The 25,233-nt window shown below is 70.4% G+C and carries 25 protein-coding genes and 1 riboswitch; of the genes, 8 read left to right on the top strand and 17 right to left on the bottom strand.

Going from position 1 to position 25,233, the window contains the following annotated elements:
- Positions 1–7: 7 nt before the first annotated feature.
- The 5 genes from AB0H84_RS17800 to AB0H84_RS17780 all read right to left on the bottom strand — a co-directional run bounded on the left by AB0H84_RS17800 (position 8) and on the right by AB0H84_RS17780 (position 5,586).
- Positions 8–1,006, bottom strand: a complete 999-nt coding sequence (locus AB0H84_RS17800) for a LacI family DNA-binding transcriptional regulator (protein ID WP_357604603.1) — start codon at positions 1,004–1,006, stop codon at positions 8–10.
- Positions 987–2,396: a GH1 family beta-glucosidase gene (locus AB0H84_RS17795; RefSeq protein WP_357604602.1), complete on the bottom strand. Its 1,410-nt coding sequence runs from the start codon at positions 2,394–2,396 to the stop codon at positions 987–989. The genes AB0H84_RS17800 and AB0H84_RS17795 overlap by 20 nt, the downstream gene beginning before the upstream one ends.
- Entirely contained in the window at positions 2,393–3,223 is an 831-nt protein-coding gene (locus tag AB0H84_RS17790; protein WP_357604599.1) for a carbohydrate ABC transporter permease, read from the bottom strand. Before AB0H84_RS17790 ends, AB0H84_RS17795 begins: the two co-directional genes overlap by 4 nt.
- A complete protein-coding gene (locus tag AB0H84_RS17785) occupies positions 3,220–4,176 on the bottom strand; it encodes a sugar ABC transporter permease (RefSeq protein WP_357604596.1) in 957 nt (318 codons plus the stop codon). Before AB0H84_RS17785 ends, AB0H84_RS17790 begins: the two co-directional genes overlap by 4 nt.
- Before the next feature lie 69 nt (positions 4,177–4,245).
- Complete coding sequence (locus AB0H84_RS17780; RefSeq protein ID WP_357604594.1) at positions 4,246–5,586, bottom strand: extracellular solute-binding protein; 1,341 nt, start codon at positions 5,584–5,586, stop codon at positions 4,246–4,248.
- Between the two features lie 331 nt (positions 5,587–5,917).
- Between AB0H84_RS17780 and AB0H84_RS17775 the strand changes: the two genes are divergently transcribed.
- On the top strand, positions 5,918–6,757 hold the full coding sequence (locus tag AB0H84_RS17775) for an alpha/beta hydrolase (RefSeq protein ID WP_357604591.1): 840 nt from the start codon (positions 5,918–5,920) through the stop codon (positions 6,755–6,757).
- Here AB0H84_RS17775 and AB0H84_RS17770 read toward each other — a convergent pair.
- Positions 6,739–7,278 carry a PadR family transcriptional regulator gene (locus AB0H84_RS17770; RefSeq protein ID WP_357604589.1) on the bottom strand — a complete coding sequence of 180 codons (540 nt, stop codon included), beginning with the start codon at positions 7,276–7,278 and terminating at the stop codon, positions 6,739–6,741. The genes AB0H84_RS17775 and AB0H84_RS17770 overlap by 19 nt on opposite strands.
- A gap of 88 nt (positions 7,279–7,366) precedes the next feature.
- Here AB0H84_RS17770 and AB0H84_RS17765 point away from each other — a divergent pair, with 88 nt between their 5' ends.
- Positions 7,367–8,659, top strand: coding sequence for a serine hydrolase domain-containing protein (locus tag AB0H84_RS17765; RefSeq protein WP_357604586.1), 1,293 nt, complete (start codon positions 7,367–7,369; stop codon positions 8,657–8,659).
- A gap of 34 nt (positions 8,660–8,693) precedes the next feature.
- Here the strand turns inward: AB0H84_RS17765 and AB0H84_RS17760 are convergent, their stop codons facing one another.
- Complete coding sequence (locus AB0H84_RS17760; protein WP_357604583.1) at positions 8,694–9,224, bottom strand: MarR family winged helix-turn-helix transcriptional regulator; 531 nt, start codon at positions 9,222–9,224, stop codon at positions 8,694–8,696.
- Complete coding sequence (locus AB0H84_RS17755; protein ID WP_357604581.1) at positions 9,214–9,936, bottom strand: SDR family oxidoreductase; 723 nt, start codon at positions 9,934–9,936, stop codon at positions 9,214–9,216. Before AB0H84_RS17755 ends, AB0H84_RS17760 begins: the two co-directional genes overlap by 11 nt.
- A 186-nt stretch (positions 9,937–10,122) precedes the next feature.
- On the opposite strand from AB0H84_RS17755, the gene AB0H84_RS17750 reads away from it, so the two are divergent.
- A complete protein-coding gene (locus tag AB0H84_RS17750; protein ID WP_357604579.1) occupies positions 10,123–11,334 on the top strand; it encodes an MFS transporter in 1,212 nt (403 codons plus the stop codon).
- A 100-nt stretch (positions 11,335–11,434) separates the two neighbouring features.
- Here the strand turns inward: AB0H84_RS17750 and AB0H84_RS17745 are convergent, their stop codons facing one another.
- Complete coding sequence (locus tag AB0H84_RS17745; protein WP_357604576.1) at positions 11,435–12,736, bottom strand: MATE family efflux transporter; 1,302 nt, start codon at positions 12,734–12,736, stop codon at positions 11,435–11,437.
- A 138-nt stretch (positions 12,737–12,874) separates the two neighbouring features.
- Between AB0H84_RS17745 and AB0H84_RS17740 the strand changes: the two genes are divergently transcribed.
- Positions 12,875–13,417 carry an AAA family ATPase gene (locus AB0H84_RS17740; protein WP_357604573.1) on the top strand — a complete coding sequence of 181 codons (543 nt, stop codon included), beginning with the start codon at positions 12,875–12,877 and terminating at the stop codon, positions 13,415–13,417.
- 26 nt (positions 13,418–13,443) lie between these two features.
- Here AB0H84_RS17740 and AB0H84_RS17735 read toward each other — a convergent pair whose 3' ends face one another.
- Both AB0H84_RS17735 and AB0H84_RS17730 read right to left on the bottom strand, forming a co-directional pair.
- On the bottom strand, positions 13,444–14,715 hold the full coding sequence (locus tag AB0H84_RS17735) for an RNA polymerase sigma factor (protein WP_357605050.1): 1,272 nt from the start codon (positions 14,713–14,715) through the stop codon (positions 13,444–13,446).
- A 222-nt stretch (positions 14,716–14,937) separates the two neighbouring features.
- Positions 14,938–15,378 (bottom strand): YciI family protein, encoded by a 441-nt coding sequence (locus AB0H84_RS17730; RefSeq protein ID WP_357604571.1) that lies wholly within the window; start codon positions 15,376–15,378, stop codon positions 14,938–14,940.
- A 252-nt stretch (positions 15,379–15,630) separates the two neighbouring features.
- Here AB0H84_RS17730 and AB0H84_RS17725 point away from each other — a divergent pair, with 252 nt between their 5' ends.
- On the top strand, positions 15,631–16,581 hold the full coding sequence (locus tag AB0H84_RS17725) for a TIGR01777 family oxidoreductase (protein ID WP_357604569.1): 951 nt from the start codon (positions 15,631–15,633) through the stop codon (positions 16,579–16,581).
- A gap of 33 nt (positions 16,582–16,614) precedes the next feature.
- Here the strand turns inward: AB0H84_RS17725 and AB0H84_RS17720 are convergent, their stop codons facing one another.
- Entirely contained in the window at positions 16,615–17,478 is an 864-nt protein-coding gene (locus tag AB0H84_RS17720) for a LysR family transcriptional regulator (protein WP_357604566.1), read from the bottom strand.
- 58 nt (positions 17,479–17,536) lie between these two features.
- Between AB0H84_RS17720 and AB0H84_RS17715 the strand changes: the two genes are divergently transcribed.
- On the top strand, positions 17,537–18,349 hold the full coding sequence (locus tag AB0H84_RS17715; protein WP_357604563.1) for an alpha/beta hydrolase: 813 nt from the start codon (positions 17,537–17,539) through the stop codon (positions 18,347–18,349).
- A 6-nt stretch (positions 18,350–18,355) separates the two neighbouring features.
- On the opposite strand, the gene AB0H84_RS17710 is transcribed toward AB0H84_RS17715, so the two are convergent.
- The 4 genes from AB0H84_RS17710 to AB0H84_RS17695 form a co-directional block, all read right to left on the bottom strand.
- Entirely contained in the window at positions 18,356–19,051 is a 696-nt protein-coding gene (locus tag AB0H84_RS17710) for a YoaK family protein (RefSeq protein ID WP_357604561.1), read from the bottom strand.
- A gap of 351 nt (positions 19,052–19,402) precedes the next feature.
- Positions 19,403–20,083, bottom strand: coding sequence for a CHAP domain-containing protein (locus AB0H84_RS17705; RefSeq protein WP_357604558.1), 681 nt, complete (start codon positions 20,081–20,083; stop codon positions 19,403–19,405).
- Between the two features lie 12 nt (positions 20,084–20,095).
- A riboswitch (cyclic di-AMP (ydaO/yuaA leader) is annotated at positions 20,096–20,232 on the bottom strand.
- Positions 20,233–20,348: 116 nt separating this feature from the next.
- Positions 20,349–21,302 (bottom strand): Gfo/Idh/MocA family oxidoreductase, encoded by a 954-nt coding sequence (locus tag AB0H84_RS17700; protein ID WP_357604555.1) that lies wholly within the window; start codon positions 21,300–21,302, stop codon positions 20,349–20,351.
- 19 nt (positions 21,303–21,321) lie between these two features.
- The gene (locus AB0H84_RS17695; RefSeq protein WP_357604552.1) at positions 21,322–22,143 is read right to left on the bottom strand and encodes an aldo/keto reductase; all 822 of its coding nucleotides are present in this window, start codon (positions 22,141–22,143) and stop codon (positions 21,322–21,324) included.
- 98 nt (positions 22,144–22,241) lie between these two features.
- On the opposite strand from AB0H84_RS17695, the gene AB0H84_RS17690 reads away from it, so the two are divergent.
- Positions 22,242–23,186, top strand: coding sequence for a hypothetical protein (locus AB0H84_RS17690; RefSeq protein ID WP_357604549.1), 945 nt, complete (start codon positions 22,242–22,244; stop codon positions 23,184–23,186).
- A 2-nt stretch (positions 23,187–23,188) separates the two neighbouring features.
- Complete coding sequence (locus AB0H84_RS17685; protein ID WP_357605047.1) at positions 23,189–24,361, top strand: DUF6716 putative glycosyltransferase; 1,173 nt, start codon at positions 23,189–23,191, stop codon at positions 24,359–24,361.
- Here the strand turns inward: AB0H84_RS17685 and AB0H84_RS17680 are convergent.
- Entirely contained in the window at positions 24,345–25,214 is an 870-nt protein-coding gene (locus AB0H84_RS17680) for a hypothetical protein (RefSeq protein ID WP_357604546.1), read from the bottom strand. The two genes, AB0H84_RS17685 and AB0H84_RS17680, sit on opposite strands and share 17 nt — an antisense overlap.
- Positions 25,215–25,233: the final 19 nt, after the last annotated feature.

Raw genomic sequence — 25,233 nt, 5'->3', positions numbered from 1 at the left:
GAGCCTTTCAGGCGGACTGACGGCGTACGAGATGAGTGTCGAGGATCACGACGGGCTGCCGCAACTGCTCGCCGTTGATGCGGGCCACCAGCAGCTGCGCCATCTGCCGGCCCATCTGCTCGGTCGGCTGGTGGACGGTGGTCAGCGGCGGGTCGGCGTGCAGCGCGGCCTTGGAGTCGTCGAACCCGATCACGGCCACGTCCTCCGGGATCGACCGGCCCGCGGCCTTGAGCACGCGCATCGCGCCCAGCGCCATCGGGTCGGAGGCGGCGAACACCGCGTCGAGGTCGGGATGCTCCGCCAGCAGCTCGGTCATCGCCGTCGCGCCGCTCTCCTCCGAGAAGTCGCCGTACGCCACCAGCTCCGGCAGGCCGGTGAGCAGCAGCGCGTCGCGATAGCCGGCCAGACGGTCGACGCCCACGCCCATGTCCTGGGCGCCGGCGATCGCGGCGATCCGGCGGCGGCCGAGCCCCAGCAGGTGCTTGACCGCCTGCCGGGCCCCCGCCCGGTTGTCCATGTCCACGTAGCTGTACGGGTGGAGCCCGACGGGGAGGCCGCCGAGCACGGTCGGCACCCCCATGTCCTCGAGCCTGCCGGGCAGCGGGTCGGCGCCGTGCAGCGACAGGAGCAGCACGCCGTCGACGTGCTGCCCCGTCAGGTAGGTCTCCAGCCGTTCGTGCTCCTCGGGGGTGCGGGCCATCGCCAGGATGAGCTGCAACCCCGTCTCGGCCAGCGCCGAGCCGATGCCGCGGATGGTGCCGGCGAAGTAGGGCTCGTCGAACACCCGCAGCTGCGACTCGGACACCACCAGCGCCACCGTGTCGGTGCGGCGCGTCACCAGGGCGCGCGCCGCACGGTTGGGCACATAGCCCAGCTCGCGGATGGCCAGCTCAACGGCCTCGCGGGCCCTGGCGCTGACGTTCGGCGAGCCATTGATGACTCTCGACACCGTGCCCCGGCCTACCCCGGCCCGAGCCGCGACTGCCTCAAGAGTCGGTCGGTTCATGGCGCCTATTCTGCCGGATGACCTCCGAGTACCAGAGCGCGCTGTCCTTGAACAGTCTTTCCTGGGTCTCGAAGTCCACGTGCACCAGGCCGAACCGCTTGCCGTAACCCCAGGCCCACTCGAAGTTGTCCATCAGTGACCAGGCGAAATAGCCCTCCAGGGGCACGCCGGCCTCGATGGCCTCCTTGCAGGCGCCGAGGTGCGCCTCCACGTACGCCCGGCGCTCGGCGTCGTGGATCCGGCCGTCATCGAGCACGTCGTCGAAGGCGGCGCCGTTCTCGGAGACCACCATCGGGATCGGCGGGTACTCCCGCGCCACCCTCGTGAGGACCTCCACCAGGCCGCCCTCGTCGATCTCCCAGCCCATGGCCGTCACCGGCTGGCCGCCGCTGACGAACGACACGTGCTCGCTGCCCACCCACGGCGAACCCGTGTCCGTGGGGGCCGCCGCCGCCGACTGCCTGCCGCCTGGTGCTCCCGATACCGTGAAGCGGCTGTAGTAGTTGACGAGCAGCACGTCGATGGGCGCGTTGATGATCTTCATGTCGCCCGGCTGGATGAAGTCGGCCTCGCCGGGGAGGTCCTCCAGCACGTCCTCCGGGTAGCGGCCCAGCAGCAGCGCGTCCAGGAAGAACCGGTTCTGCAGCCCGTCGATGCGCCGGGCCGCGTCCAGGTCCTCCACGCTGTCGGTGGCGGGCGTGATCGCGTACAGGTTCACGCAGCCGCCGACGCGCCGGGCGCCCATCGCCTGCACGGCCAGCCCGTGCGCCAGGTTGAGGTGGTGCGCGCCCCTGATCGCGTTCTCCGGCTCACGCCTGCCCGGGGCGTGCTCGCCCGAGGCGTAGCCGAGGAACGCGGCGCACCATGGCTCGTTGACGGTGCTGAAGGTGTGCACGTGGTCCTTCAGCGCCTCGTGGACCGTCGCCGCGTACTCCGCGAAGCAGTACGCCACGTCGCGGTTCGGCCAGCCGCCCTTGTCCTCCAGCTCCTGGGGAAGGTCCCAGTGGTAGAGGGTCAGCCACGGGTCGATGCCGTGCCCGCGCAGCTCGTCGGCGAGCCGCTTGTAGAAGTCCAGCCCCTTCTGGTTGACCTTGCCGGAGCCGGTCGGCTGGATGCGGGGCCAGGACACCGAGAAGCGGTAGGCCGACAGGCCCAGCTCCGCCATGATCCCGACGTCCTCCCGGTAGCGGTGGTAGTGGTCGATGGCCACGTCCGCGTTGTGCCCGTTGAGAATCCGGCCCGGCGTCCTGGTGAACGTGTCCCAGATGGAGACGCCGCGCCCGTCTTCGGCGACCGCCCCTTCGATCTGGTACGCCGAGGTCGCCGCGCCCCACGCGAAGCCCGCAGGGAAGCGCAGCCCGGCACGCGTCTGTTCCTCTTGTGTCGTCACGCCTTGACCGCACCTTCCATGAGGCCGCCGACGATTTGACGGCCGAATGCGACGAATACTGCGATGAGGGGGATGATGGACAGCGCTGTCCCCGCGAAGATCAGCGTGTAGTTCGTGGAGAACCTGGCGTTCAGCGAGGTGATCGCGATCTGCACGGTGGGGTTGTCCGGGGTCAGCACGATCAGCGGCCACATGAAGTCGTTCCACATGAGCATGAACGTGTTGATGCCGAGCACGGCCATGCCGGGGCGCACCGCGGGCAGGACGACGTTCCACCAGATCCGCAGCGTGGCGGCGCCGTCCACCCTGGCCGCCTCGACCAGCTCCATCGGCACGGCCTGCCGCGTGTACTGCGTCATCAGGAACACCCCGAACCCGTTGAGCAGGTACGGCAGGATGACCGCCTTGAGCGTGCCGGTCCACTCCAGGCTCACCATCAGCCGGTAGAGCGGCACCACGCCCATCTGCTGCAGCGGCACGGCCATCGTCAGCAGCACGAGCACCAGCAGCACGTTCCTGCCCTTGAAGGTCAGGTTGGCGAACGCGAAGCCGGCCAGCGTGGAGATGATCACCACGGAGACGGTGACGATGCTCGACACGATGAACGAGTTCGACAGGCCCAGCAGGAACTTGGCGTCCTCGTTGTTGAGCACCGCGACGATGTTCTCACCCAGGTTCCCGCCCGGCAGGAACGGCGGCGGCACCGCGACCGCGTCGGCGTTCGTACGGGAGGCGATGACGAGCATCCAGTACAGCGGGAACGCCGACAGCACGACGGCCAGCGCCAGCATGAGCCGGGTGGCGAGGGTCGGGGAGAAGTTGTTCATCTGGTGCCCCCGATCCTGCGCACGAACAGGAAGTTGATCGCCGCTCCGATGAGAATGAGGAGGAACAGCAGCCAGGCGGCCGCCGCGGCGTAGCCGTAGTCGAACTCGCGGAAGCCCTGCTTGACGATGAACATGGCCACCGTCTGGAACTGTCCCTGCGAGCCGCCGTCGACGTTGCCGTTGTAGAACGTGGTCGGCTCGGAGAACAGCGTCAGGCCGCCGATCGTGGAGTTGAGCACCACGAAGATCATGGTGGGGCGCAGCATCGGCAGCGTGATCTGCCAGAACTGCCTGCGCCGGGAGGCGCCGTCGATCGCGGCGGCCTCGTACAGGTCGCGGGGGATCGTCTGCATGCCGGCCAGGAAGATGATCGCGTTGTAGCCGGTCCAGCGCCAGTCGACCATGGTGGCGATGGCGATCCACGACGGGATGCGCTCGGCCCGCCAGTTCGTCTTGTCCACGCCGAACCAGCTCAGGACCCAGTTGACCAGGCCCCAGTCGCGGGCGTACAGCTGCGTGAACACCACCGCGACCGCGACCACCGAGGTGACCAGCGGCAGCAGCACGCTCATGCGGATCGGCAGGCGGAACCTGAACCGCTTGTTCAGCCCGTTGGCCAGCAGCAGCGCGAGCAGCATCTGGGGGATCGTGGCGATGAGGAACATACTGACCGTGTTGACCACGGCGTTCCAGAAGTCCTCGTCGCCCAGCAGCGCGGTGTAGTTGCCCAGCCCGGTCCATTCGACGGTCCCGGCCAGGTCGTAGTCGTAGAGCGAGTAGTAGAGCGTGAAGGCCAACGGGAACAGCCCGAAGGCGGCGAACAGCAGGAAATAAGGGGACACCAGGGCGTACGGCATCGCCTTGACGTCCAGACGGGAACGCCAGCGGCGGCCGGGCGGCCGGTCGCGGCGATGGTTGTTCCGCACCGCCCGCGGAAGGGTGTCGAGGCTCATGGCAGAACCTTTCGGCAGCTTGTCAACGGCAACGAGCCCGGCCCGCTGATGGCGGGCCGGGCGGAGGGACTAACCCGCGGCCTTCACCGCGTCGTCGACCAGCTGCTGCCAGGCCTTGTCGTACTTGACGGAGCCGTCGTCCATGCCCTGGATGACGGACTCGATGGCGTTCTTGACCTGGGCGTGCTTCACGCCGAGGAAGACCGGCTGCAGGCTCGAGGCGGACTTGGCGAAGATCTCACCGATGGGGGCGTCGTTGAAGAACTCGTTCTTCGCGCCCTGCACGGCCGGGTCCTGCTGGGCCTTCGTGTTGCTCGGCATGTTGCCGAAGTCCTTGAAGATGCTCGCCTCGGTCTCCGCCTGGGTCAGGTAGTCGGCGACCATCGCGGCCTCCTTCGGGTGCTTCGACTGCTTGGGCACGGCCACCCACGAGCCGCCCCAGTTGCCGCCGCCGCCCGGCACGGACGCCACGTCCCACTTGCCCTTGCCGCCGTCGCCGGCGTTGCCGCTGACCACGCCGAGCATCCAGGACGGGCAGCCGACCGTGGCGAACGCGCCCTTCTGGGTGCCCGCCGCCCACTCGTCGGTGAAGTTGCGCAGCTTGGCGGTCAGGCCCTGCTGGCTCATCTTCGTGGCGAAGTCGAAGGCCGCCTTCACCGCCGGGTTCTTGTCGACGATGAGGTTGTTGTCCTTGTCGAAGTACGTCACGTTGCCGTTCTTGGCCGCCTCCTGGTAGAGGACGACCTGGTACAGCGTGTTCGTGCCGTCGGCGAACTTCGTGTCCTTGACCTTCGACTGGAACGTCTTGCCGACGTTCATGAACTCGTCCCAGGTCGGCCAGAGCGCGCTGACCTTCTCACGGTCGGTCGGCAGACCGGCCTTCTTGAACAGGTCCGTGCGGTAGCAGAGGCTCATGCCGCCGATGTCGGTGCCCAGGCCGAACAGCTTGCCGTCGGCCGTGACGCCGTTCTCCCACTTCCACGCCGGGAAGTCGGCCTTGCGGGAGTCCAGGCCGTACTCCTTCAAGTCGGCCCACCACTCGGGGTGCGCCTTGGCCAGGCCCATGCCGCCCTCGTCGATGCCGACCACGTCGCCCGCGCCGTTGCCGGCCTGCAACCACTGGATCATCTGGGGCCAGTACTGCTGCTCGAACTGGTCGGTGAGGTGCTCCTCCTTGATCTGGATGTCCTTGTGCTCGGCGTTCCACTTCTCGATGGCTTTCTTGTAGCCGAAGTTGGTGCCGCCGCCGAAGGTCTGCACGCGGATGGTGACCGGCTCGGCCGCGGCCGAGGAGGCGGGAGCGCTGCTGGAACCTGTACCGGTGCTGCCTGAGCTACAGGACGCGACGGTCAGCGCCGCCGCGGCGAGGGCCGAGGCCGCGGCAAGACCGCGACGCTTGCTGATCATCATGGTGAACCCCTTCTCGGGTGAATGTGTGGGGAGTGCACCGCGGCACGCGCTCCGCCGCGGTGGGAGTCTTTGGGAGCGCTCCCACAAAGGGTGCACTTACGTGGTCTGCACGTCAATCCACCGAAACGCAACCGTTACCAATGGGGCGGTTTGCACCTTAAAAACCGGATTTTTAGTGTTATAGTGCGCAAAGAGCTTCTTGGGAGCGCTCCCACCACAAGAGGCATCTTTTGTGTCGCATCAAGGGCATGTCACCCGCACCGACCACGCTTTCTCCCGGTCACACCACCTGTGAGAACGAATGTCGGAAGCCCGCATAGCATGGATCGTCATGGAATTGACGGAACGATTCGAGTGGCGTGGGAGGCGGATCGCCTGGGGACGCGCGGGCACCGGTCCGGCCGTGGTGTTCTGTCATGGCACGCCGTTCTCGTCGGTGTTGTGGCAGCCCTTCGCGGAGACCTTGAGCCGCGACTTCACCGTCTATCTGTGGGACATGCCCGGCTATGGCCGTTCCTCCAAGGATGCCGGGCATCCGGTGGATTTCGGCGCGCAGGCCGAGGCGTTCGCGGCGCTGCTCGCCCACTGGGGGCTGGACCGTCCGCACGTGGTCGCCCATGACTTCGGCGGTGCCGTGTCGCTGCGTACGCACCTGATCCTGGGCGCCGAATACGCCTCACTCATGCTCGTCGACGTCGTGGCCATCCCGCCCAGCGGCTCGCCCTTCTTCACGTTCGTGCAGGACCACCCCGACGTTCTGGCACAGCTGCCGGCCTACATCCACACCGCCGTCGTGCGTGCCTACATCCAGGGCGCCAGCCACCGCGGCCTGCGCGACGACGATCTCGAGGCCCTCGTGCGGCCGTGGACGGGGGAGGACGGCCAGCCCGCCTTCTACCGGCAGATCGCCCACTACGACGAGCGCTTCCTCGAGGAGAACGAGGAACACCTGGGGCGCATCGGCATCCCCGTACGGATCCTCTGGGGCGCTGACGACGCGTGGATCCCCACCGATATCGCCCGGCGCCTGCAGAGCCTCATCCCCGCCGCCGAGCTCTCGCTGATCGAGGGCGCCGGCCACCTGGTCCACCACGACGCGCCCGTCCCGCTCATGGACGAAATCCGCGCCTGGCTCACCGCCGGCTGGTGCCGCTATCCGCGCGCCGTCTGAGCGTCGAGCAGCCGCTGGAGGTCCTCCAGCAGTTTGGCGTCGGCCGCCAGATGTGCCTCGGCGTTGTCGAACAACGCGTCGGCCAGCGGTGAGAGCCCTGCCTTCGCCTCGCGGCCGTCGGCCAGGGTCGCGAGCCTGGCCTGCAGTTCCCGGGCGGAGGCGGCGATCAGATCCCGGGCCTCGCCTGACTCCAGCAGGGTGTGCCAGCGCAACGCGAGGGCGAAGTCGGAGCGGGCGGAGTGGGGCGGCGCGGCCAGGGCCTTGCGCAGCAGGCCGTGGAGCGTGCGGCGGCCCTCGGCTGTGATGGCGTAGACGCGCCTGAGCCGGTCGCCCGTGCGCTCCTCGGCATGGGTCCGCGCCAGCCCTTCGTCCTCCAGCTTCGCCAGCGCGTGGTAGATCGAGCCGGGTTTCACGTCGGTCCACTGCTCCAGCGCTCCGGCGGTCACGAGCTGGTTGATCTCGTAGCCGTGCCGTGGCCCCTCATGGAGCAGGCCCAGAACGAGCAGTCGGGTCGACGACACGCAACACCTCCACTGGATAGTCAAGCTTGACCATATCAGCGAGCCCGTGCTCTGATAGTCAAACTTGAATAAGCAAATTGGAGTAAGGATGATCCTCTTACGACGCCGGATGCACGCGCTGGTCAGCGCGTACACACGACTCGGCAGGTTCAGCGGCGCGGTGCTGGTCGCGCGCGGCGAGCGCGTCCTGTTCGCCCAGGGGTACGGCCTCGCCAGCCACGAGCACGACGCGCCGAACACGCCCGCCACGGCGTTCCGCATCGGCTCGCAGACCAAGATGTTCACCGCGATCGCCATCCTCCAGCTCCAGGAAAGGGGCAGCCTGCACGTACACGACCGGATCGAGCGGCACCTGCCCGGCTACCCGCGCGGCGACCGGATCACCCTGCACCACCTGCTCACCAACACCTCCGGCATCCCCGACTACGTCACCACGGAGGGCTTCACCCGCGTCATGGGGACGCCGCGCACCAGGCGGCAACTCATCGACGACTTCAAGGACCGGCCGCCGCTGTTCGAGCCCGGCGAACGCATGAGCTACAGCAACTCCGGCTGGATCCTGCTCGGCGAGGTGATCGAGCGGGTCTCCGGCCTGACCTACGACCAGTACCTACGCCGGCACGTCTTCGACCACCTCGCCATGCGCCACACCGGCCTGGACGACGGCCGGCAACTCGTCAAGGACCAGGCCCGCGGCTACACATCCGCCGACGGCCTGATCACCCCGGCCCCGCACCTCGACAACTCCAACCAGGACGCCGCCGGCGGCCTCCACTCCACCGTCGAGGACCTGCACCGCTGCGACCGCGGCCGCCACCGCCTGCTGCGCCCCGATTCGTTCGCCCAACTCGTCAAGCCGCACGTCGAGGCCGACGGCACGGCCTACGGCTACGGCTGCGCGGTGAGCCCCGGCCGTGTCGAAAGCGGCGGCGGGACCATCGGCTTCGTCAGCATCTCGGCCCGCTACGACAGCGACGACCTCTTCGTGTCCGTACTGTCGAACATCGAGAACGCCGCCTTCACCGACATCGAGCAGGGCCTGACGGCCATCGCCCGCGGCGAGCCGTACGAACTGCCCAGCAGTCGGGTCTTCGTCACCGTCGATCCCGCCGTCCTCGATCGGCACGTCGGCCGCTATACCATGCAGTACGCGGGACGCACGTCCATCATGGACATCACCCGAGAGGGCGAACGGCTCATGGCCGAAGTCCACGGGCTGCCCAAGACCGAGCTGCGCCCCATGTCCGAATCGCAGTACTTCGCCAGGATGAAGGGCGAAGTGGAACTGGACTTCCACCCGAGCGGAAAGGCGATGCTCACCTGGGCAGGCCGCGGCATCACCGCCGAACGAGAGGATCCCGGACAGTCTGCTGACGGCTGATCCGACGGATCGAGGCCACGTCGTAACGTGCGGCTCAGTCCCCGACCTGACCGGTCGGAGCCGGGCCGCCGAGCCCGGCGAGCAGTTCGCGCAGCAGGTCGGCGAGCTGGTCGCGGCGTTCGGGCGCGAGGTGGCCGATGAGGCGGTCCTCGGCCGCGAGCAGGCCGGCGACGACGCGGTCGAGCAGGGCGTGGCCCGCGTCGGTGAGCGTGACCGCGCGCGCGTGGTAGCCCGACCCGGCGGTGGTCCGTTCGACCAGCCCCGCTCGGGCCGCCCGCTCCACGCGCTGGGTGATCGCGCCGCGCGTCACCATGCAGGCGTCGGCCAGCCCGCCCGGGCTCATCCGGTACGGCGGGCCGGAGCGCCGCAGCGTGGACAGCAGATCCAGCGTCGCGACGTCCACGCCCAGCTTCGCGAGCAGACGGCGGCGCTCGTCGCCGAAGGTCTTGGCGGCCCACCAGATCCGGGTGATGACCCCGATCGACTCCACCGGGACGCCCGGCAGCTCGCGCCGCCAGGCGTCCTGGATGGCGTCGGCGCCGTCGCGCGGCGGGTCAGCGGCCACGTTCGGCGCCGCCGTTCACCTGGATGATCTGCGCGGTGACGTGCCCGGCGCCGGGCGAGGCCAGCCAGTGCACGGTCTCGGCGATGTCCTGCGGCGTCCCGGCCCGGCCGGTGGCGGTCTGCGCGACGAGCATCGCACGGCGTTCGTCGTCCAGGGTGCCGCTGAAGAACTCGGTGTCCTCGATGAACCCCGGCGCGACCACGTTCACCGTGATGCCGCGCGGCCCGAGGTCGGCGGCCAGGTCGGCCGCGTACGGGTGCAGGGCCGCCTTCATCGGGCCGTACGAGGTGCCGCCCGAGCCCCGGAAGGCCGCGATCGAGCTCATGAACACGATCCGCCCGGACGGGTTCAGCAGATCGCGGAGCGCCTCGGTCGGCAGCACCGACGTCAGCACGTTGGCCCGGAAATTGCCCGTCCACCGCTCCGCGACGCCGCCGGAACCGTCCTGCATCTCGACGTTGCCGCCCGCGTTGTTGACCAGCACGTCGATCGTGCCGAAGCGCTCGGCCAGGTCGGCGCGCACCCGCTCGACCTCCGTCGGCTCGCTCAGATCGGCCGCCAGAGCGGTGCCGCCGATCTCCTTGGCCGCTTCCTCCAGCACGTCGGCGCGGCGACCGATGATCACCACCCGGTCCCCGTCGGCCGCGAAGCGCGCCGCCACCGCCTTGCCGATGCCGGTGCCCCCGCCGGTGACCACTGTCGTGCGCGTCATGTTCATCCCTCCTTGAGTTTAGGCCTAAACTCAGACTAGCAGAGGGGACCGACCGCGTTGACCCGGGGGTGACGGCCCTCGCCGGCGACACCGCCCCGGGATCTCCACCTCCCCGCCCAGTGCGACCTCAGACCTACGACCTGAGCCCGATCCGTTGCCCATGTGCCTGTTGCGACACTGGCCGCCATGCTCCGCTCCTCCCCCCGGACCCCGGCGACCGGTCCCTTCCTTGTGGGCATGTTCGTCGACGCGCTCGGCAACGGCCTCTACGTCCCGCTGACCCTGCTGTTCATCCAGGAGGTGACCGGCCTGCCCACGTCCACGGTGGGAGTGGGGGTGACCGTGGCGGCGACGATCGGGCTGGCCGCCAACCCGCTCGCCGGGGTGCTCATCGACCGGTTCGACGCCCGTACCGTTCTGGTGGGCACGTACGTGATCCGCGCGCTCGGCTTCGCCCTGTACCCGTTCGTGTCCGGCTTCGGCCCCCTCATCGCGGTCGCCGCTGTGATCGCGTGCGGAGACCGCGCCTTCTACCCCGCCTCGAGCAGCTACGTCGCGGTGCTCACGAAGGACGGCGGCAGAGACCGTCTGTACGCGCTCATGGCCACGGCCCGCAACGTCGCCTTCGGCCTGGGCGGCCTGCTGTCGGCCGCCGCGGTGTCGCTGGCCGGTGGCTACGCCCTGATCGCGGTACTCAACGCGGCCAGCTTCGTCATCGCCTCCGCCTGCCTCCTGCGCATCCGCCTCGCCCCGGGTGAACGCCCTCCGCACCCGGCCCGCGGCGGCTACCGCCAGGTGCTCACCGACCGGCCGTTCATGGGCCTGGTGGGCGTCGAGCAGGCATTCACGCTGACCAAGCTGATCCTCTCCGTGGGGCTGCCGCTGTACGCGGTCTCGGTGCTCGGCACCCCGCCCGCCGTGCTCGGCATCCTCTACACGATCAACACGCTGCTGGTCGCGGCCGGGCAGCTGGGAGTGCGCCGCCTCCAGCGGCACGCCCGCCGCACGCACGCCATGGCCCTGTCCGGCGCCGTCTTCATCGCCTCCTGCGCCTTGTACGCCCTCGCCGCCCCGCTCCCGCCCGGCCCGCCGCGCATCGCCGCCCTGGTGGCCGCCACCCTCGTCTTCACCCTCGCCGAACTTATGCACGCCACCCCGTCCGCGTCCCTGGCCGCCGGCGCCGCGCCCCCCGCCCTGCGCGGCCGCTACCTGGCGGTCCACCAGATGACCTGGTCCGTGGGCCAGGTCGTGGCGCCCGCCGGGTTCGCGCTCCTGCTCGGCCTCGCGCCACTGCCGCTGTGGGGCGTGCTCGCCACCCTCCTCGCGCTGGCCTCCGCCGGGCTGCTGCGACTGTCGGCCCACCTGCCCGCGGAGGCGGTCTCCGAGAAGATCTCCTGAGGGATGGAGTAGGCCGCCGTGTGAGGGAACGCGATGCCGTCGATGGCTGTCCTTCAGAGGGCGAAGGGCAGCGCGTCGCTGGCGCGGCGATCATCACAGCTCAGCGGTGCGGAGAAGGTTTCAGCGCCGAGCCGGCCCGGGCGCTGTGCCGCCTGAAGCCGGCGGTCTGCGAGCCAAGGATGAGCACGCCGCCGGCGGTCAAGGCCATCCACAGTCCCGTCAGCCCCCAGGCGGCCGCTGCGGGAATCATCGTGAGGGCGAGCAGGCCGTGTCCGGCGAGGGCCGAGCCCAGCGTCCAGGTCGACCGTTTGAGTCCCATCAGGCTCCAGGACATCACGATCCCGCAGTTGTTGATGAGGGCGTAGGCGCCCAGCAGTGGCAGCAGGGCGAGGGCCATAGTCCGGACCGTGGCGTCCGAGGTGAACAGCCCGAGCACCGTTTCGCCGAGCAGGAGCAGCACGAGCGCGCCGCCGAGCACTCCGGTGGCCGCGATCGTCACGGCGGCTCGGTTGAGGCGGCGGGCGTCGTCAGGGGAGGCGGCTCTGGCGATCTCCGGCGTCACGGCCTGCGCGACGGCGAACGCGACCAGCCCGAGGAACCCCTCCAGCGACGTGAGGATCGCATGGGCGGCGGCCCCCTGGGCTCCTGTCCGTGCGGCGGCGTAGGTCACGCCGCCCATGACCGTGAACTTGAAGACCAGCGTGGCGGACATCGGGATGCCTACTTTCGCCATGCGTACGATCTCCCGCGGCCGGGGACGTCCCGGCCACAGAGACTGCCCGGCCAATTCAGGCACCCGCAGCAGGAGGACGTTCGACACGGTGACACCCAGGGCGGTGGACGCCAGGAGCGCGATGCCGGTGCCCTGGACGCCTATCCTGGGCACCAGCGTGAGGTGCAGGGCGATCCCGGTGGCCGTGCTCGACAGGCTCGACCAGAGCACCTGCCGGCTGCGTCCCAGCGCTATCAGCATCCCGTTGGCCCCGCTGCCCCCGGCGAACAGCAGCACCTGGAGAGCCAGGAGCAGGGGTAAGACGCCGAACTCGGCTGTCACCTCACGCGGCGCCCCGTTGATCCGCGCGATCAGGGGGACGCCGAGCATGACGCACGCGCCGAGCGTCCCGAGCCCGATGGTGAGCCAGCGCGCGTCTTTCAGGATGGGCAGCGCCTCGGCGGGGCGGTCACGGCAGGCGGCGATGAACGGGGCCATGCCGCGCAGACCGCCCGACACCGCGGCCGTGACCGGGGCGAGCACCGCACTCGCGAGCGCGAAGGCCGCCAGCTGGGTGGTCGCCTGGTGCCCGAGGAGGGAGGCGCTGATGAGCTGGGCGACGACGCCGGCGCTCAGGGACAGGAAGAGCGGAGCTGCCGCGCTCAGTATCGCGCGATGAGGAGAAGGCATGAAAAGCAAAATCCCGAGCGGTCGATCGCTCGGGATGCGGGATAAGTATATCATCCCGGCCGCCGAAGATCAGGTTACGGCCTGGTGGCGTCCAGGCGCGCGGCATACCGGGCATGCGAGGCATACGGGGAGCGATCGATGAGGCGCTACATTCTGACGGGCACTCCTGGGGCAGGGAAGACGGCGATCCTGCGCCGGCTGGAGTGTGACGGCTACACCGTCGTCGAGGAGGCGGCGACAGACGTCATCGCCCTGCGACAGGCCCAGGGCGAACCCGAGCCGTGGACGAAGCCGTCCTTCGTGGAGGCGATCATCGCCTTGCAGCGCCGACGGCAGGAACAGGCCGCGGCTCTTCCCGGCGACGTGCAGATCTACGATCGATCGCCTGTCTGCACCTACGCCCTGGCCACCTATCTCGGCCACCCCGTCCCTCCGGCGCTGTCCCGGGAGCTGGAACGCATCCAAGCCGGGCAGATCTACGAGAAAACGGTGTTCTTCGTGCAGAATCTGGGGTTCGTCACGCCGACCGACGCGCGGAGGATCACCTTCGAGGAGTCGATGCGGTTCGAGCAGGTCCACCAGGACGCCTACACCGCACTGGGCTACGAGTGTGTGGCGATCGCCCCCGGCACGCTGCTGGACCGGGTGGCGGCGGTCAGGAAACAGCTCCAAGCCGGCTGACCGTCGAGCCTGGGGCCGGTGCGGGCTCAATGCGTCGGCTGCGGCCTGTTACGGCAGGCGGCGGCGCGTTCCTCGAGGAGCTTGCGTTCGCGGGTGTTGCGGGTCATCGCGGCGGCCCGCTCGAACTCGGCGCGGGCCTCCTCCCGCCGGCCCAGCTTGAGGAGCAGGTCCCCTCGTACGCTCGGCAGCAGGTGATAGTCCTTGAGCGAGGGCTCGTCCACGATCTGGTCCAGGAGCTGCAGGCCCACCGCCGGACCGTAGGCCATGGCGAGGGCCACCGCCCGGTTGAGCTCGACGATGGGGGAGCGGGACAGCTTGGCCAGGGCCTCGTACAGGTTCGCGATGCGCTCCCAGTCGGTGTCCTCCGGGGCGACGGCCCTGGCGTGGCAGGCGGCGATGGCCGCCTGGAGGGTGTACGGGCCGGGCGCGTCCCCGAGTTGCTCGGCCTGGCCGAGGGCGGCCAGGCCGCGCCGGATGAGCAGCTGGTCCCAGAGTGCCCTGTTCTGCTCCAGGAGCAGGATCGGCTCGCCTGACGGGCCCAGCCGGGCGGCGGAACGGGAGGCCTGGATCTCCATGAGCGCGACCAGGCCGTGTACCTCGGGCTCCTTGGGCATCAGACCCGCCAGGACCCGGCCCAGCCGGAGGGCGTCCTCGCACAGGGCGGGGCGCATCCAGTCGTCCCCGGCGGTCGCCGAGTAGCCCTCGTTGAAGACCAGGTAGATGACTTCGAGCACGGAGGCCAGGCGGGCCGACAGCTCCGACGCCTGGGGCACCTCGAAGGGGATCTTCTTGTCGGCCAGCGTCCGCTTGGCCCGGACGATCCGCTGCGCCACCGTCGGCTCCGTGACCAGGAACGCCCGGGCTATCTCGTCGGTGGTCAGGCCGCCGAGCACGCGCAGCGCGAGCGCCACTCGCGCCTCCATGGAGAGCGCGGGATGGCAGGCCGTGAACACCAGGCGCAGGAGGTCGTCCTCGATCTCGTCCACCTCGGGCAGGTCCTCCTCCGTGTCGAGGCGGTGGCCGAGCTCGATCAGGTGGCGTTCGAGGCGTTCGTTCCTGCGGATCAGGTCGATGGCGCGGCGCTTGGCCACGGTCATCAGCCAGGCGCCCGGGTTGCGCGGCACGCCCGTCTCCGGCCACTGCTCCAGCGCGGCGACCAGCGCGTCCTGCGCCAGCTCCTCGGCCAGGCCGACGTCGCGCACGTACCGGGCGAGCCCGGCGATGAGCCGGGCCGCCTCGATCCGCCACACTGCCTCGATCGCCCGGTGAGCGCCCTGGGGGGTGGGGTCGGAAGCCATCACCGGCCCATGAGAGCAGCACCAGACCGCCGATGGCAACCGACCACCGGCCGCGCCTCAAGGGCACCAGCGCTTCTCCGCTCCACCGGCACGCCGGCCGAACGGGCAGCAGCCCCGGACCGGTCGGGAAGGCGCGGGTCGGGCGTGAGTCGGGACGCGTGTGAGGCGCGGGTCGGGCGCGTGTGAGGCGCGGGCGCAGGTGAGGCGCGGGCGAGGCGCGGGTCAGGCGTCGGGCTGGTCGACGCAGAGGCGCTCGCGCAGCGCCTCCTCACGTGCGCGCTCCTCCGCAGGCAGCGAATCGTCCGGTACGTCCGAAGCGTCGAACACCCGCCACACGTCCAGCCCGATCCCCTCATGCCCCGGCGGCACGGGCAACCGCAGCGCCCACTCGATCGCCTCCTCCCGCGACTTCACCTGGATCAGCCAGAAGCCGGCGATGAGCTCCTTGGCCTCGGCGAACGGCCCGTCGATCACCGTCGACTTCCCGCCGCTGTAGGCGATCTGCGCGCCCTGCGAGCTCGGGTACAGCCCCTCGGCCGCCAGCAGCACCCCCGCCTTGGCCAGCGACTCGTTGTAGGCGTGCATGTTCTCCACGAGCTCCGGGCTCGGCAGCGCCCCGGCCTCGGTCTCCGCGTTCGCCTTGCCCACGATCATGAACTTCATCGGTGTCGCTCCCTGGGGTCCGTATCGGTCTCATGGAACGCGTCGAACAGCGACGGGCGGGATCGACGCGTACCGGAGAATTATTCGGCGAAGTGCCGGGCCGCGATGCCGGACCGCCAGTTCCCAGGGCTGACCGTCGCTCCGTCCTCAGCGGGGACTCACCGCCCGTGGGGACGGGGCGGCATGGACCCACTTTTGAACGCGTTCAGCCAGCCGCGCTAGGCTTGTCCCACTCGCCTTGGGGGGAGCCGGATGAAGATCGTGATACCCGGGGGAACCGGGCAGGTAGGCACCATCCTCCGTCGCGCGCTGACCGCCGCCGGCCATGACGTTGTGATCCTGACCAGACGGCCGGTGCGCGATCGCGACGTCCACTGGGATGCCGAGACGCTCGGCCCCTGGGCGAAGGAGATCGACGACAGCGACGTCGTGATCAACCTGGCCGGACGCAGCGTCAACTGTCGCTACACGCCGGACAATCTGCGGGCCATGATGGATTCGCGGGTGCATTCCGCCCGGGTGGTGGGTGAGGCGGTCGCGGCCGCCGCACGGCCTCCCCGGGTCTGGCTGCAGATGAGCACCGCCACCGTCTACGCCCACCGCTTCGACGCTCCCAACGACGAGGCGACCGGCGTGCTCGGCGGCACCGAGCCGGGTGTGCCGGGCTACTGGGCCTACAGCGTTGAGATCGCGAAGGCGTGGGAGCGGGCGCAGGAGCAAGCCGAAACCCCGCACACGCGCAAGGTCAGCATGCGCACTGCCATGGTGATGAGCCCCGACCGTGGCGGGGTCTTCGACGTCTTGCTGCGGCTCGTGCGCCTCGGACTCGGCGGCCCGGTCGCCGGCGGCGCGCAGTACGTGTCCTGGATCCACGACCGCGACTTCGTCCGCGCCGTCGAGTTCCTGGTCGAGCGGGAGGACCTCGCCGGGCCGGTGAACCTCGCCGCTCCGTCTCCTCTACCGCAGCGCACGTTCATGCGTGTGCTCCGCGCCGCGTGTGGTGTTCCCGTGGGCCTGCCCGCGACGAAGTGGATGGCCGAGCTGGGGGCGTTCGCGCTGCGCACGGACACCGAACTCCTGCTGAAAAGCCGCCGCGTCGTCCCCGGCCGCCTGCTCGAAGCGGGTTTCGCGTTCGACTGTCCGCAGTGGCCGGAGGCCGCCGACGACCTTGTACGACGCCTGCGCGGCGGGCCCGGACTCTGATCCTCCTTGATCGGGATGGCCCCAAGATGAAATCTACAATGTAAAGGCAGTCAGCTGGTCAAGGAAGGCCCGAGCCGTCGGGGCGCAATCGGTCAGCGAAGGGACGGCCAGAGCCAGGGAGCGGGTCATCGCCGGCTCGAGGGGCCGGGTGACGACGGCGCCCAGGTCGGCGGGCAGGCCCAGGGTGGGGACGATGCTGACGCCCAGCCCAGCGGCCACCATCTCGAGGATGGCGGCGGGGCCGCCGGCCTCGAAGGCGACGTCGAGCCGGACCTGGGCGGTCATGGCCGCGCCCATGATCAGCGGGCGGCAGCCGGCGGTGGTCAGGATGAACGGCCGGCCGGCCAGGTCGGCGAGGGTGATGGCCGGGCGGGTGGTCAAGGGGTGGCCGGCGGGCAGCACGGCGACCATGTCGTGAGTGCTGAGGGGGACGGTGTGCAGGCCGGGGGCGGGGAGTGTGACCACGCCGACCTCGGCGGCGCCGCGATGCAGCCATTCGCGGATGTCGTCGTCCACGCCCTCGAAGAGGCGGACCCGTACCTGCGGGTAGCGGTCGGAGAAGGCGCGGAGGAGCTTGGCGATGAGCGTGCCGGTGGCGCTGGGGAGGCTGGCCAGGCGGAGTTCGCCGGTGATCTGGCCGGTGGCGGCGGCCACGTCGGGGCGGATGAGGTCGAAGTGGCGCAGGGCCTCGCGGGCTCGGGCGAGCGCTGCCTGGCCGGCCTCGGTCAGGGCGATGCCGTCGCGGTGGCGTACGAACAGGGCGGCGCCGAGCTCGCGCTCCAGGGTGGCGATGGCGCGGCTGACGGCGGGCTGGGACATGCCGGTGTGGTCGGCGGCGGCGGTGAAGCCGCCGTGCTCGGCGACCGCGACCAGCACCCGGAGCTGCACCAATGTCATACTGGCATACCTTAGTTGGTATTTGACCATGGGGGTTCCAGAACACCATGGTTATGGCATGTCGAAGCGAATGACGGTCGAGGTCGACGGCCGGATGGCCAGTTATCTGACGGCGGGCGAGCGGGGCCCGGTGGTGTTGCTGCTGCACGGCACGTACTGGAGCCGGGTCTGGCAGCCGGTGATCGACGAGCTGGCGGCGGCGGGGTTGCGGCCTGTGGCGGTCGATCTGCCGGGGCTGGGGCGTTCGGAAGGGGAGCTCACGGGGGAGACGGCGGCGGTGCCCGCGCTGGCGGCCTGGGTGGGCCGGTTCGCGGCCGCGCTGGGGGTGGAGGCGCCGCTGCTGGTGGCGGGGCATGACATCGGGGGCGCGGTCGCGCAGCACCTGCTGGTGGAGTCGGAGGTGGCGCGGCTGGCACTGGTCAATTCGGTCACGTACGACTCCTGGCCGGTGTCCGGGGTGGCGCATTACCGGGATCCCGCGGTGGTGGCGGCGACGACCGTGGAGGAGTTGCTGGCCGCGCGCCGCAAGGCCGTCACGACCGCGCTGGGGCGGCCGGCCTCCGAGGCGGAGCTGGCGGACTACCTGGATCCATGGAATGACCTGCGGGTGGGCCGGTCCTGGATGGCTCTGGCGGGTGCGGCCGACAGCCGCTTCACGCTGGAGCTCGTGCCCGCGCTGCAGGCGGACGAGACGCCGAAGCTGCTGGTGTGGGGGGAGGATGACCCATTCCAAAAGGTCCGGTACGCCGAGCGTTTCGTCGCGGAGATGCCGAACAGCACGCTCGTCCGCGTTCCCGGGGCCGGGCACATCCCGATGGAGAACGACCCGGCCGGGGTCGCCCGGGCTCTGGCGGATTTCTTTCTTTCGTGACGGGGCTCAGCTCGCACGGCGGGTGCGTTCGTGGGCGGCGACGGCGACGACCACCAGGAGGGCCAGGGCGACGGCGAGCGGCAGTGCGGGGCCGACGTGCAGGTACAGGGTGGCCCCGATGAGGGCGCCGAGGAACATCGCCACGACGGACGCGGACCGGCGCAGGGCCGCCCGGCCGGGGGTGTCGGCGGCCAGGCCGGTGAGGGTGCTGGTGAGGACGTTGGTGACCAGGTCGGGGACGGCCAGCCCGCGTACGGAGGCGTTCTGCAGGCCCATGCCGTACGCGAGCAGTCCGATGAGCGCCGCCCTGGGGCCGGTGTGATGGTGACCTGAGATCAGGTCCACGGCGAAAGCGGTGGCGACGAGCAGGGCGTGTGCGGCGGTAGCGGTGGCGAACGCGCGCCGGGCGTTCGCCACCCACCTGCTCGCCTGCCCGACGGTCCACGCGCCCGCTCCGAAGGCCGCGAGGGCCAGGAGGGAGGCCCATGCCGACATCTCGCGATCTCCGGCCAGGGCGAAGCCGAGGAAGACGATGTTGCCGGTCATGTTGGCCACGAAGACGCGGCCCAGGCCGAGGAAGCTGATGGCGTCCACGAGGCCGGTGACGACGGCCAGGAGGATCAGCAGGGCGGGCAGGACGCCGTGCGGGTTCGCGCCGCGGGGGAACAGCCCGTCGGCGACCCACTGGAGTCCGCCTCTCACGGACGCTCCGCGAGCACGGCTCCGGGTGGGCTGGGTCCCATGGCGGCTCCTTGGCGGGCGAGGCTTCGCGCGTGGCTCTTCTCCGGAGCCTGCTCCCCTGAGGGGTCTTCCCAGGTGACGGGCCCCTCACCCGAGCCGGCCGCCGCCACCCGCCCCGCCCGGCCTGCGCTGCCCGGCCCGCACTGGGGTGGAGCGGCGCGCTGCCGGGTGATCGGCCTGTACGTCCGGGCTCCGGCCCGAGCACTCGAAGGAGCCCGAGCACTCGAAAGAGCCCCGCCCAGCGTTGCCTGCACAAACGCGACGAGCGCGCACCCCCGAGGGGACGCGCGCTCGTCGCGGTGGCGGGAAGGGTCAGCCGGCGTACTGCGGGTAGCCGTAGCCGACGACCTGGGAGGTCGGGCGGATGCGCTCCTCGACCTTGCCGTTGCCGGTGTTGCCCTCGACGGTCGAGATGGTGCCGTCGCCGTTGTCCTTCTCGACGAACCCGACGTGGTTGATGGCGTCGAGGTCCTTGCTGCCGTTCCAGGCGAAGAAGACGACGGCGCCGGGCTTGGGCTCGGTGCCGAAGCGGTGGTTGGCCTGGAACCACTTGGCGTAGGCGACGGTGTAAGCGTCCCAGCCGACCTGCGGGCGGGCGCCGATCTGCTCGCCGACCCAGGAGACGAACATCGCGCACCACGGCGCGTTGATGTATTCGGCGCGGGTGCCGCCGTCACGGGCGATGGTCTCGGCGGCCCGCTGCGAGGCGGCGTACCACTTCTGGTACGGCGTGCCGCCGCCGTAGGCGTTCTCGGAGATGCCGACCTGGGACTTGGCGAGCGCCAGGACCTGGGCGGCGGTAACGGTGATCTTGGTTTCCCGCTTGGCACGGTCGTCGTCGTGCGTGTTCGCGGCGGCCGCGGTGACCGGCAGCTTCTCCTGGGCGGCGGCGGTGCCCATGTGGGCGCCGAACCCGGAGGCGAGGACGGTGGCGCCGAGCACGGCTCGGGCGATGTTGGTCTTCGTGGCACCGGTGATGCGGAATTTGGCCATCGAGGGGGTTGCTCCTTGCTTCCATGCCGCTTACCGGGTTAGCTGACGGGTTCGGGCGTGGAAGCTGCCCTACGGCACCGAAGTGCCGATTCACCCCAAGGACGTGGGTCCCCGGTTCCGCACGCAGGCGGATTCAGCGGTCACAGGACGGTCCTGTGATGTGTTGTGCGATGGTCGGACATCGCCGGACAAACCGGACGAATGTCACAAGAATGCCTTAAACGTAATACATAAGGCAAGAGGTTACAAATCCGTAACCCTCCCGCTAGGCGAGCTGCCTGCGGGCAGCGGCCAGGAGCCCCATCATGGCAAGGGACTCGTCAAGCGGCATGACCGAGCTCTCGGTCCTGCCTTCGGCCGTCGCGGCGCGGACTTCGCGGAGCTCCCCGGCGTAGCCGTTGTCCGCCGGATCGAGCACATGCTCCTCCGGCTCCATGGCGGGCCCGGAAAGTAAAATCCGCTGCGGCGCCCAGAACGGGGCCTGGATGTCCGCGCGCATCCGAGTCCCTACAACACTGGCCTGGTTCGGGTAATTCCCGAGCAAGGAAGTTTCCACCAGAGCCCGCCTGCCGTCGGGGTAGAGCAGCACCCCGGCCGCCTCCGCGTCCACCCCGTTGGGCGCCAGGGAGCCGGTGATTCGCAGGTCGGAGGGCATGCCGAGGAGCAGCTGAGCCAGGCCGAACGGGTAGATCCCCAGGTCGAGCAGGGCCCCGCCGCCCAGCTCCGGCGCCCAGAGCCGGTGCTCCGGATTGTAGGGCTTGGCGAAGCCGAAGGTGGCGTGCACGGAGCGGATGTCGCCGAAGCGCTCGTCGGCCGCGATCTTCTGGATGAGCGGGTTGAACCGCATCCACATCGCTTCCATCAGGAACACGCCTGCCTCGCGCGCCAGCCGTACCATCTTCTCCGCGTCGTCCACGGTGGCGGCCAGCGGCTTCTCGCACAGAACGGCCTTGCCCGCGGCGATGGCGGCCTCGGCCACCTGCAGGTGCTGGGCGTGCGGCGTCGCGACGTAGACGGCGTCCACGGCCGGATCGGCGCACAGCTGCTCATAGGAGCCGTACGCCGACTCCGCGCCCAAGGTGGCGGCGAGCTCCTGCGCCCGGCCTAAGTCCCTGGACCCGACGGCGGCCACCCGCATTCCCGGCTCGGCCACGATGGCCGCTCCCACGGTCCGCGCGATACCGCCTGTCGCCGCAATGCCCCACGCAAAATCCCGCACGCGGAAGATCGTAGACCAATCACCTCATGTTGAACGTGTCCGGGTCGGGGCCGAAGCGCTCGCCCCTGTTCAGCGCGCCGATGGCGGCCATGTCCTCCGGGTCGAGGACGAAGTCGAACACGTTGATGTTCTCGGCCATCCGCGAGGGGGACACCGACTTCGGGATGACGACGTTGCCGAGCTGCAGGTGCCAGCGGAGCACGATCTGGGCGGGAGTCCTGCCGTACTTGCCGGAGAGCACGGCCAGCGCCGGGTCGTCGAGCAGCCCCCGCCCCTGGCCGATCGGGCTCCACGCCTCGGTGAGGATGCCGTTGGCCTCGTGGAAGGCGCGCATCTCGTGCTGCTGCAGGTACGGGTGGAGCTCGATCTGGTTGATCGACGGCACGATGCCGGTCTCGTTCATCAGCCGGGTCAGGTGCTCCACCGTGAAGTTGGAGGTGCCGATGGCCTTGGCCCGCCCGTCACGGTAGATCTTCTCCATCGCCGTCCACGCCTGCACGTACCTGTCCTGCTTCGGCAGCGGCCAGTGGATGAGGAAGAGGTCGATGTGGTCGAGGCCGAGCCGGGTCAGGGACTCCTCGAAGGCCGCCTCGACACGGCCGTGGTCGGCGTTCCACAGCTTGGTGGTGACGAACACCTTCTCGCGGGGCAGCCCCGATTCGCGCACGGCCTGGCCCACGCCGTCCTCGTTGCCGTACGCGGCGGCGGTGTCGATGTGCCGGTAGCCGGTCTTGAGCGCGGTCGTGACGGCCTGCGCGGCCTCGTCGGCGGGGATCTGCCAGACCCCGTAGCCGAGCTGCGGGATCTGCACGCCGTCGGTGTTGAGCAAGAGTGAGTTCATGCACTCCATTGTTCATGTCGCGTTTCTGGGGGCTTAAGGCGGTGGGGCTAGCTTGAAGCGGTCGTGAACGGGCCATCACCCGGCTGGGAGGAGCAGGAGTGGTCGAACAGGCGTCGGCCTGGGTGGAGTCCCCGCTCCAGATGCTGTGCGCCGTCGAGGCCCACCACGCGGGAGTGCTCGGCCCCAGGACGGTCGTCGTGCCGCGCTCGGGCCTTCGGCCGCTGAAGGCCACGCGCCGGGAGCTGAGGTCTCTGGGCCTGCCGGACGGCCTGGAGCTGGCCGAGCCGCGTGAGCGCATGCCCAGGCGCGTGCAGGCCGTCGGCGACGCCTTCTCCGGCAAGGTGCAGGTGCGCTGGCTCACCTCGCGCCCCGGCCGCATCGTGATCGTGGACGACGGCCTGGCCACCCTCCGGCTGCTCGAGCTGCTGGCCGCCGGGCCGTACCGGCCGCTGCTGCGGGCCAGGGCCCAGCCGACCAGGCTGCGCACCGCGCTGGGCCTGGCGGCCGCGCTGCGGCTGCGCCTGAGCGACGTGTCCGTCTTCACCGCCCTGCCCGTGGACCAGGCCTTGGAGGAGGCGGTACGGCGGGCCGGCATCGACCTGGTACGCCACGAGTTCGCCTGGCTGCGGGCCCAGCCGCCCAGCGCAGAAGGGCCCGCTGAGCGCACGGTCGTCCTCGGCACCTCGCTCGTCAGGAACGGCCTGGTGCACCGCGACCACTACCTGCGCTGGCTGATGGACCTGGCCGCGCGCGAGCCGCTGGCGTACTACCCGCATCGCCGCGAGGACCCCGTCGACGTCGCGCTGATCCGGGAACGCCCGGGGATCACGGTCCACGACGCCGGCGTGCCCGCCGAGCTGACGCTGCGCGGGCTCGACGCGGGACAGCGCGTGCTCAGCCTCCCCTCGACCGCGATCACCTCGCTGCGGGTGCTGCTCAGCCCGCGCGGTGTCGCCGTCGAGCCCGTGGAGGTCCCCGACAACTGGTGGACCAGCAGGGCGGCCCCCGCCCTTCGCTCGCATCTGACAGGAGTGTCCGGTTGAAAGTGTTGGCGGTCGCCGACTCCGACTCGTACCTGAAGTGGGCGGCCTGCCTGCTCGGCGACCTGCCCGGAGGTGAGGCGGAGCTGGTGGTGGTGCGTACGCCGATCACGCCGTCGGCCGAGCAGATCGCCGCCGCCGTGGCCGGTACGGGGTCGCCGTCGGGGCCGCCGCCGGTGCTGTCGGCCAGGTCCGTGCGGCGGCTGGCCGAGCGCACCCGGCCGGACGTGGTGCTGGTCGCCTGCACGGGTCCGGTCGTGGACGTGCTGGTGGCCGACGTGTTCGCGGGGCTGCGGCCGCGGCCGGTGTTCGTCAGCGGGCTGCCGGGCATCTCGGTGCCCGCGACGGAGAAGGCGTGGCTGTTCCGCAGCGGGTGCGACCTGTTCGTGGTGCACAGCGAGCGGGAGGTGGCCGAGTTCTCCGAGATCGCCGCCAGGCTCGGCGGGGGAGGGGCGGTGGGCCTGGCCAGGCTGCCGTTCCTGCGCTCGGAGTCGGCCGCGACGGGCGGGAACCGGGTGGTGTTCGCCACCCAGGCCAAGGTGCCGCGCGAGCGGGAGGAGCGCGAGCGCGTGCTGTTGGGGCTGGCCGAGCTGGCCCGGCTCCGCCCCGAACTGGACGTGGTCGTCAAGCTGCGCGCGCTGGAGGACGAGCGGCAGACGCACAACGAGCGCCACCACTACCAGCGGCTGTGGCGGGAGATGGGGGAGCCGGGGCAGCTCTCCTTCCAGGCCGGCTCGATGCACGACCAGCTCACGCGGGCGGCCGGGTTCGTCACGGTGAGCTCGACGGCGGCGCTGGAGGCGATCGCGCTGGGCGTGCCGTCGCTGGTGCTGAGCGACTTCGGCGTGAACGCCGAGATGATCAACCTGGTGTTCGAGGGCAGCGGGCTGCTGGGCACGCTCGACGACGTGGCCAAGGGGGACTTCCGGGCCGCCTCGGGCGAGTGGTGCGCGGCCAACTACTTCCACCCGGCCGAGCGCAACGACTGGGCTCGGCTGCTGGCCGGGCTGGTGGCGGGCGGCGGTTCGCGGGTGCCCGCGTCCTCGCTGCTGGACGGGCCGGAGCACGCGGCGGCGCGGCGCCGGGCCCGGCTGCGGGTGGAGGTGCACCCCTCGATGCTGCGGGCGGGCTACCGCGCCAAACGGCGGATGCGCCGCTACCTCAAGGCCCTGGGCTGACCACCGTCGTCGATTGTTGGCTGGACGGCATCGCCCAGGGCATCAGCTCGGCGGCCAGAGCCTTGCTCCACGGCCGGGCGAGAGAGCGCAGTTCCTCGCAGCGGGCGACGCCCAGTGCGGTGTACGGAGCCGTCCCCATCCGGTCCGTGGCCTCTTCGATCTCCGCACGCCGCCTTCGGCCTTCCTCGGTGAGAGCTCCCTCGAAGAGCCAGCCACGCTCCTCCAGCCCTTGTACGGCGGCGGCCCAGTCGGCCTCGGGCCATCCTCGCGTACGCCTGAGCACCTCGGATGCGACGGCGCCGGTGGCCGCGTGGGTGACGAGGGCTTCGATGCCGCTCAGGCCGGCGGCCAGGAGGGCGGCGAGATGGCCGTCGCCGCGATACTCGCGCAGCAGGGTCTGGGCATGCCAGAGCACCAGGTGGGGAGCCTTGGGCCAGGGCAGTGCCGCGTGCGCGGCATACAGAGGCCGCCCGCTGAGCTCGGCCGCGACGGTCTCCGCCGCCTGGCGGGCCAGTGCTGCTGCCCGCGACATCTCCGGCGAGTCCACGGCATCGCCCAGCACGCGGCGCAGCGTGGCGTCCACCGATTCGAGCCGGGCGGCCAGGATGTCGGAGGGGGAGGCGATCTGCCAGGCGGCCGGGATCGCCTGCCGTACCAGATCAGGGTTGAAGTTGTAGAAGGTCGCGATCACCACTTCAGCGGGAACCGGGCCGAGAGCGGCGGCCCGGGAGGCGAAGTACCCCATCCGGCCGCTCAGCCCGAGGCTCTCGTAGGCGGCTCCCGCCTCGGGAGAGAAGTAGATCATGCCGTGCAACGGCTCCAGAGTGCGCCAGGTCCGGCGTTCCTGCGTCATGCCAGCGAAAATACCGACC

The organism is Nonomuraea sp. NPDC050786 (genome assembly GCF_040654115.1).
GTDB lineage: Bacteria > Actinomycetota > Actinomycetes > Streptosporangiales > Streptosporangiaceae > Nonomuraea.
The sequence above is the reverse complement of the archived record's forward strand: the minus strand, read 5'-3'. Positions and strand labels throughout refer to the sequence as shown.

What these genes read in the sequence shown, in the direction of transcription:
- AB0H84_RS17775 (WP_357604591.1), top strand. Translation starts at nt 5,918, where the DNA reads ATGGAATTGACGGAACGATTCGAGTGGCGTGGGAGGCGGATCGCCTGG.
- AB0H84_RS17800 (WP_357604603.1), bottom strand. Translation starts at nt 1,006, where the DNA reads ATGAACCGACCGACTCTTGAGGCAGTCGCGGCTCGGGCCGGGGTAGGC.
- AB0H84_RS17755 (WP_357604581.1), bottom strand. Translation starts at nt 9,936, where the DNA reads ATGACGCGCACGACAGTGGTCACCGGCGGGGGCACCGGCATCGGCAAG.
- AB0H84_RS17735 (WP_357605050.1), bottom strand. Translation starts at nt 14,715, where the DNA reads ATGGCTTCCGACCCCACCCCCCAGGGCGCTCACCGGGCGATCGAGGCA.
- AB0H84_RS17680 (WP_357604546.1), bottom strand. Translation starts at nt 25,214, where the DNA reads ATGACGCAGGAACGCCGGACCTGGCGCACTCTGGAGCCGTTGCACGGC.
- AB0H84_RS17745 (WP_357604576.1), bottom strand. Translation starts at nt 12,736, where the DNA reads ATGCCTTCTCCTCATCGCGCGATACTGAGCGCGGCAGCTCCGCTCTTC.
- AB0H84_RS17730 (WP_357604571.1), bottom strand. Translation starts at nt 15,378, where the DNA reads ATGAAGTTCATGATCGTGGGCAAGGCGAACGCGGAGACCGAGGCCGGG.
- AB0H84_RS17725 (WP_357604569.1), top strand. Translation starts at nt 15,631, where the DNA reads ATGAAGATCGTGATACCCGGGGGAACCGGGCAGGTAGGCACCATCCTC.
- AB0H84_RS17780 (WP_357604594.1), bottom strand. Translation starts at nt 5,586, where the DNA reads ATGATGATCAGCAAGCGTCGCGGTCTTGCCGCGGCCTCGGCCCTCGCC.
- AB0H84_RS17790 (WP_357604599.1), bottom strand. Translation starts at nt 3,223, where the DNA reads ATGAACAACTTCTCCCCGACCCTCGCCACCCGGCTCATGCTGGCGCTG.
- AB0H84_RS17740 (WP_357604573.1), top strand. Translation starts at nt 12,875, where the DNA reads ATGAGGCGCTACATTCTGACGGGCACTCCTGGGGCAGGGAAGACGGCG.
- AB0H84_RS17750 (WP_357604579.1), top strand. Translation starts at nt 10,123, where the DNA reads ATGCTCCGCTCCTCCCCCCGGACCCCGGCGACCGGTCCCTTCCTTGTG.
- AB0H84_RS17705 (WP_357604558.1), bottom strand. Translation starts at nt 20,083, where the DNA reads ATGGCCAAATTCCGCATCACCGGTGCCACGAAGACCAACATCGCCCGA.
- AB0H84_RS17785 (WP_357604596.1), bottom strand. Translation starts at nt 4,176, where the DNA reads ATGAGCCTCGACACCCTTCCGCGGGCGGTGCGGAACAACCATCGCCGC.
- AB0H84_RS17765 (WP_357604586.1), top strand. Translation starts at nt 7,367, where the DNA reads ATGATCCTCTTACGACGCCGGATGCACGCGCTGGTCAGCGCGTACACA.
- AB0H84_RS17695 (WP_357604552.1), bottom strand. Translation starts at nt 22,143, where the DNA reads ATGAACTCACTCTTGCTCAACACCGACGGCGTGCAGATCCCGCAGCTC.
- AB0H84_RS17720 (WP_357604566.1), bottom strand. Translation starts at nt 17,478, where the DNA reads ATGACATTGGTGCAGCTCCGGGTGCTGGTCGCGGTCGCCGAGCACGGC.
- AB0H84_RS17715 (WP_357604563.1), top strand. Translation starts at nt 17,537, where the DNA reads ATGTCGAAGCGAATGACGGTCGAGGTCGACGGCCGGATGGCCAGTTAT.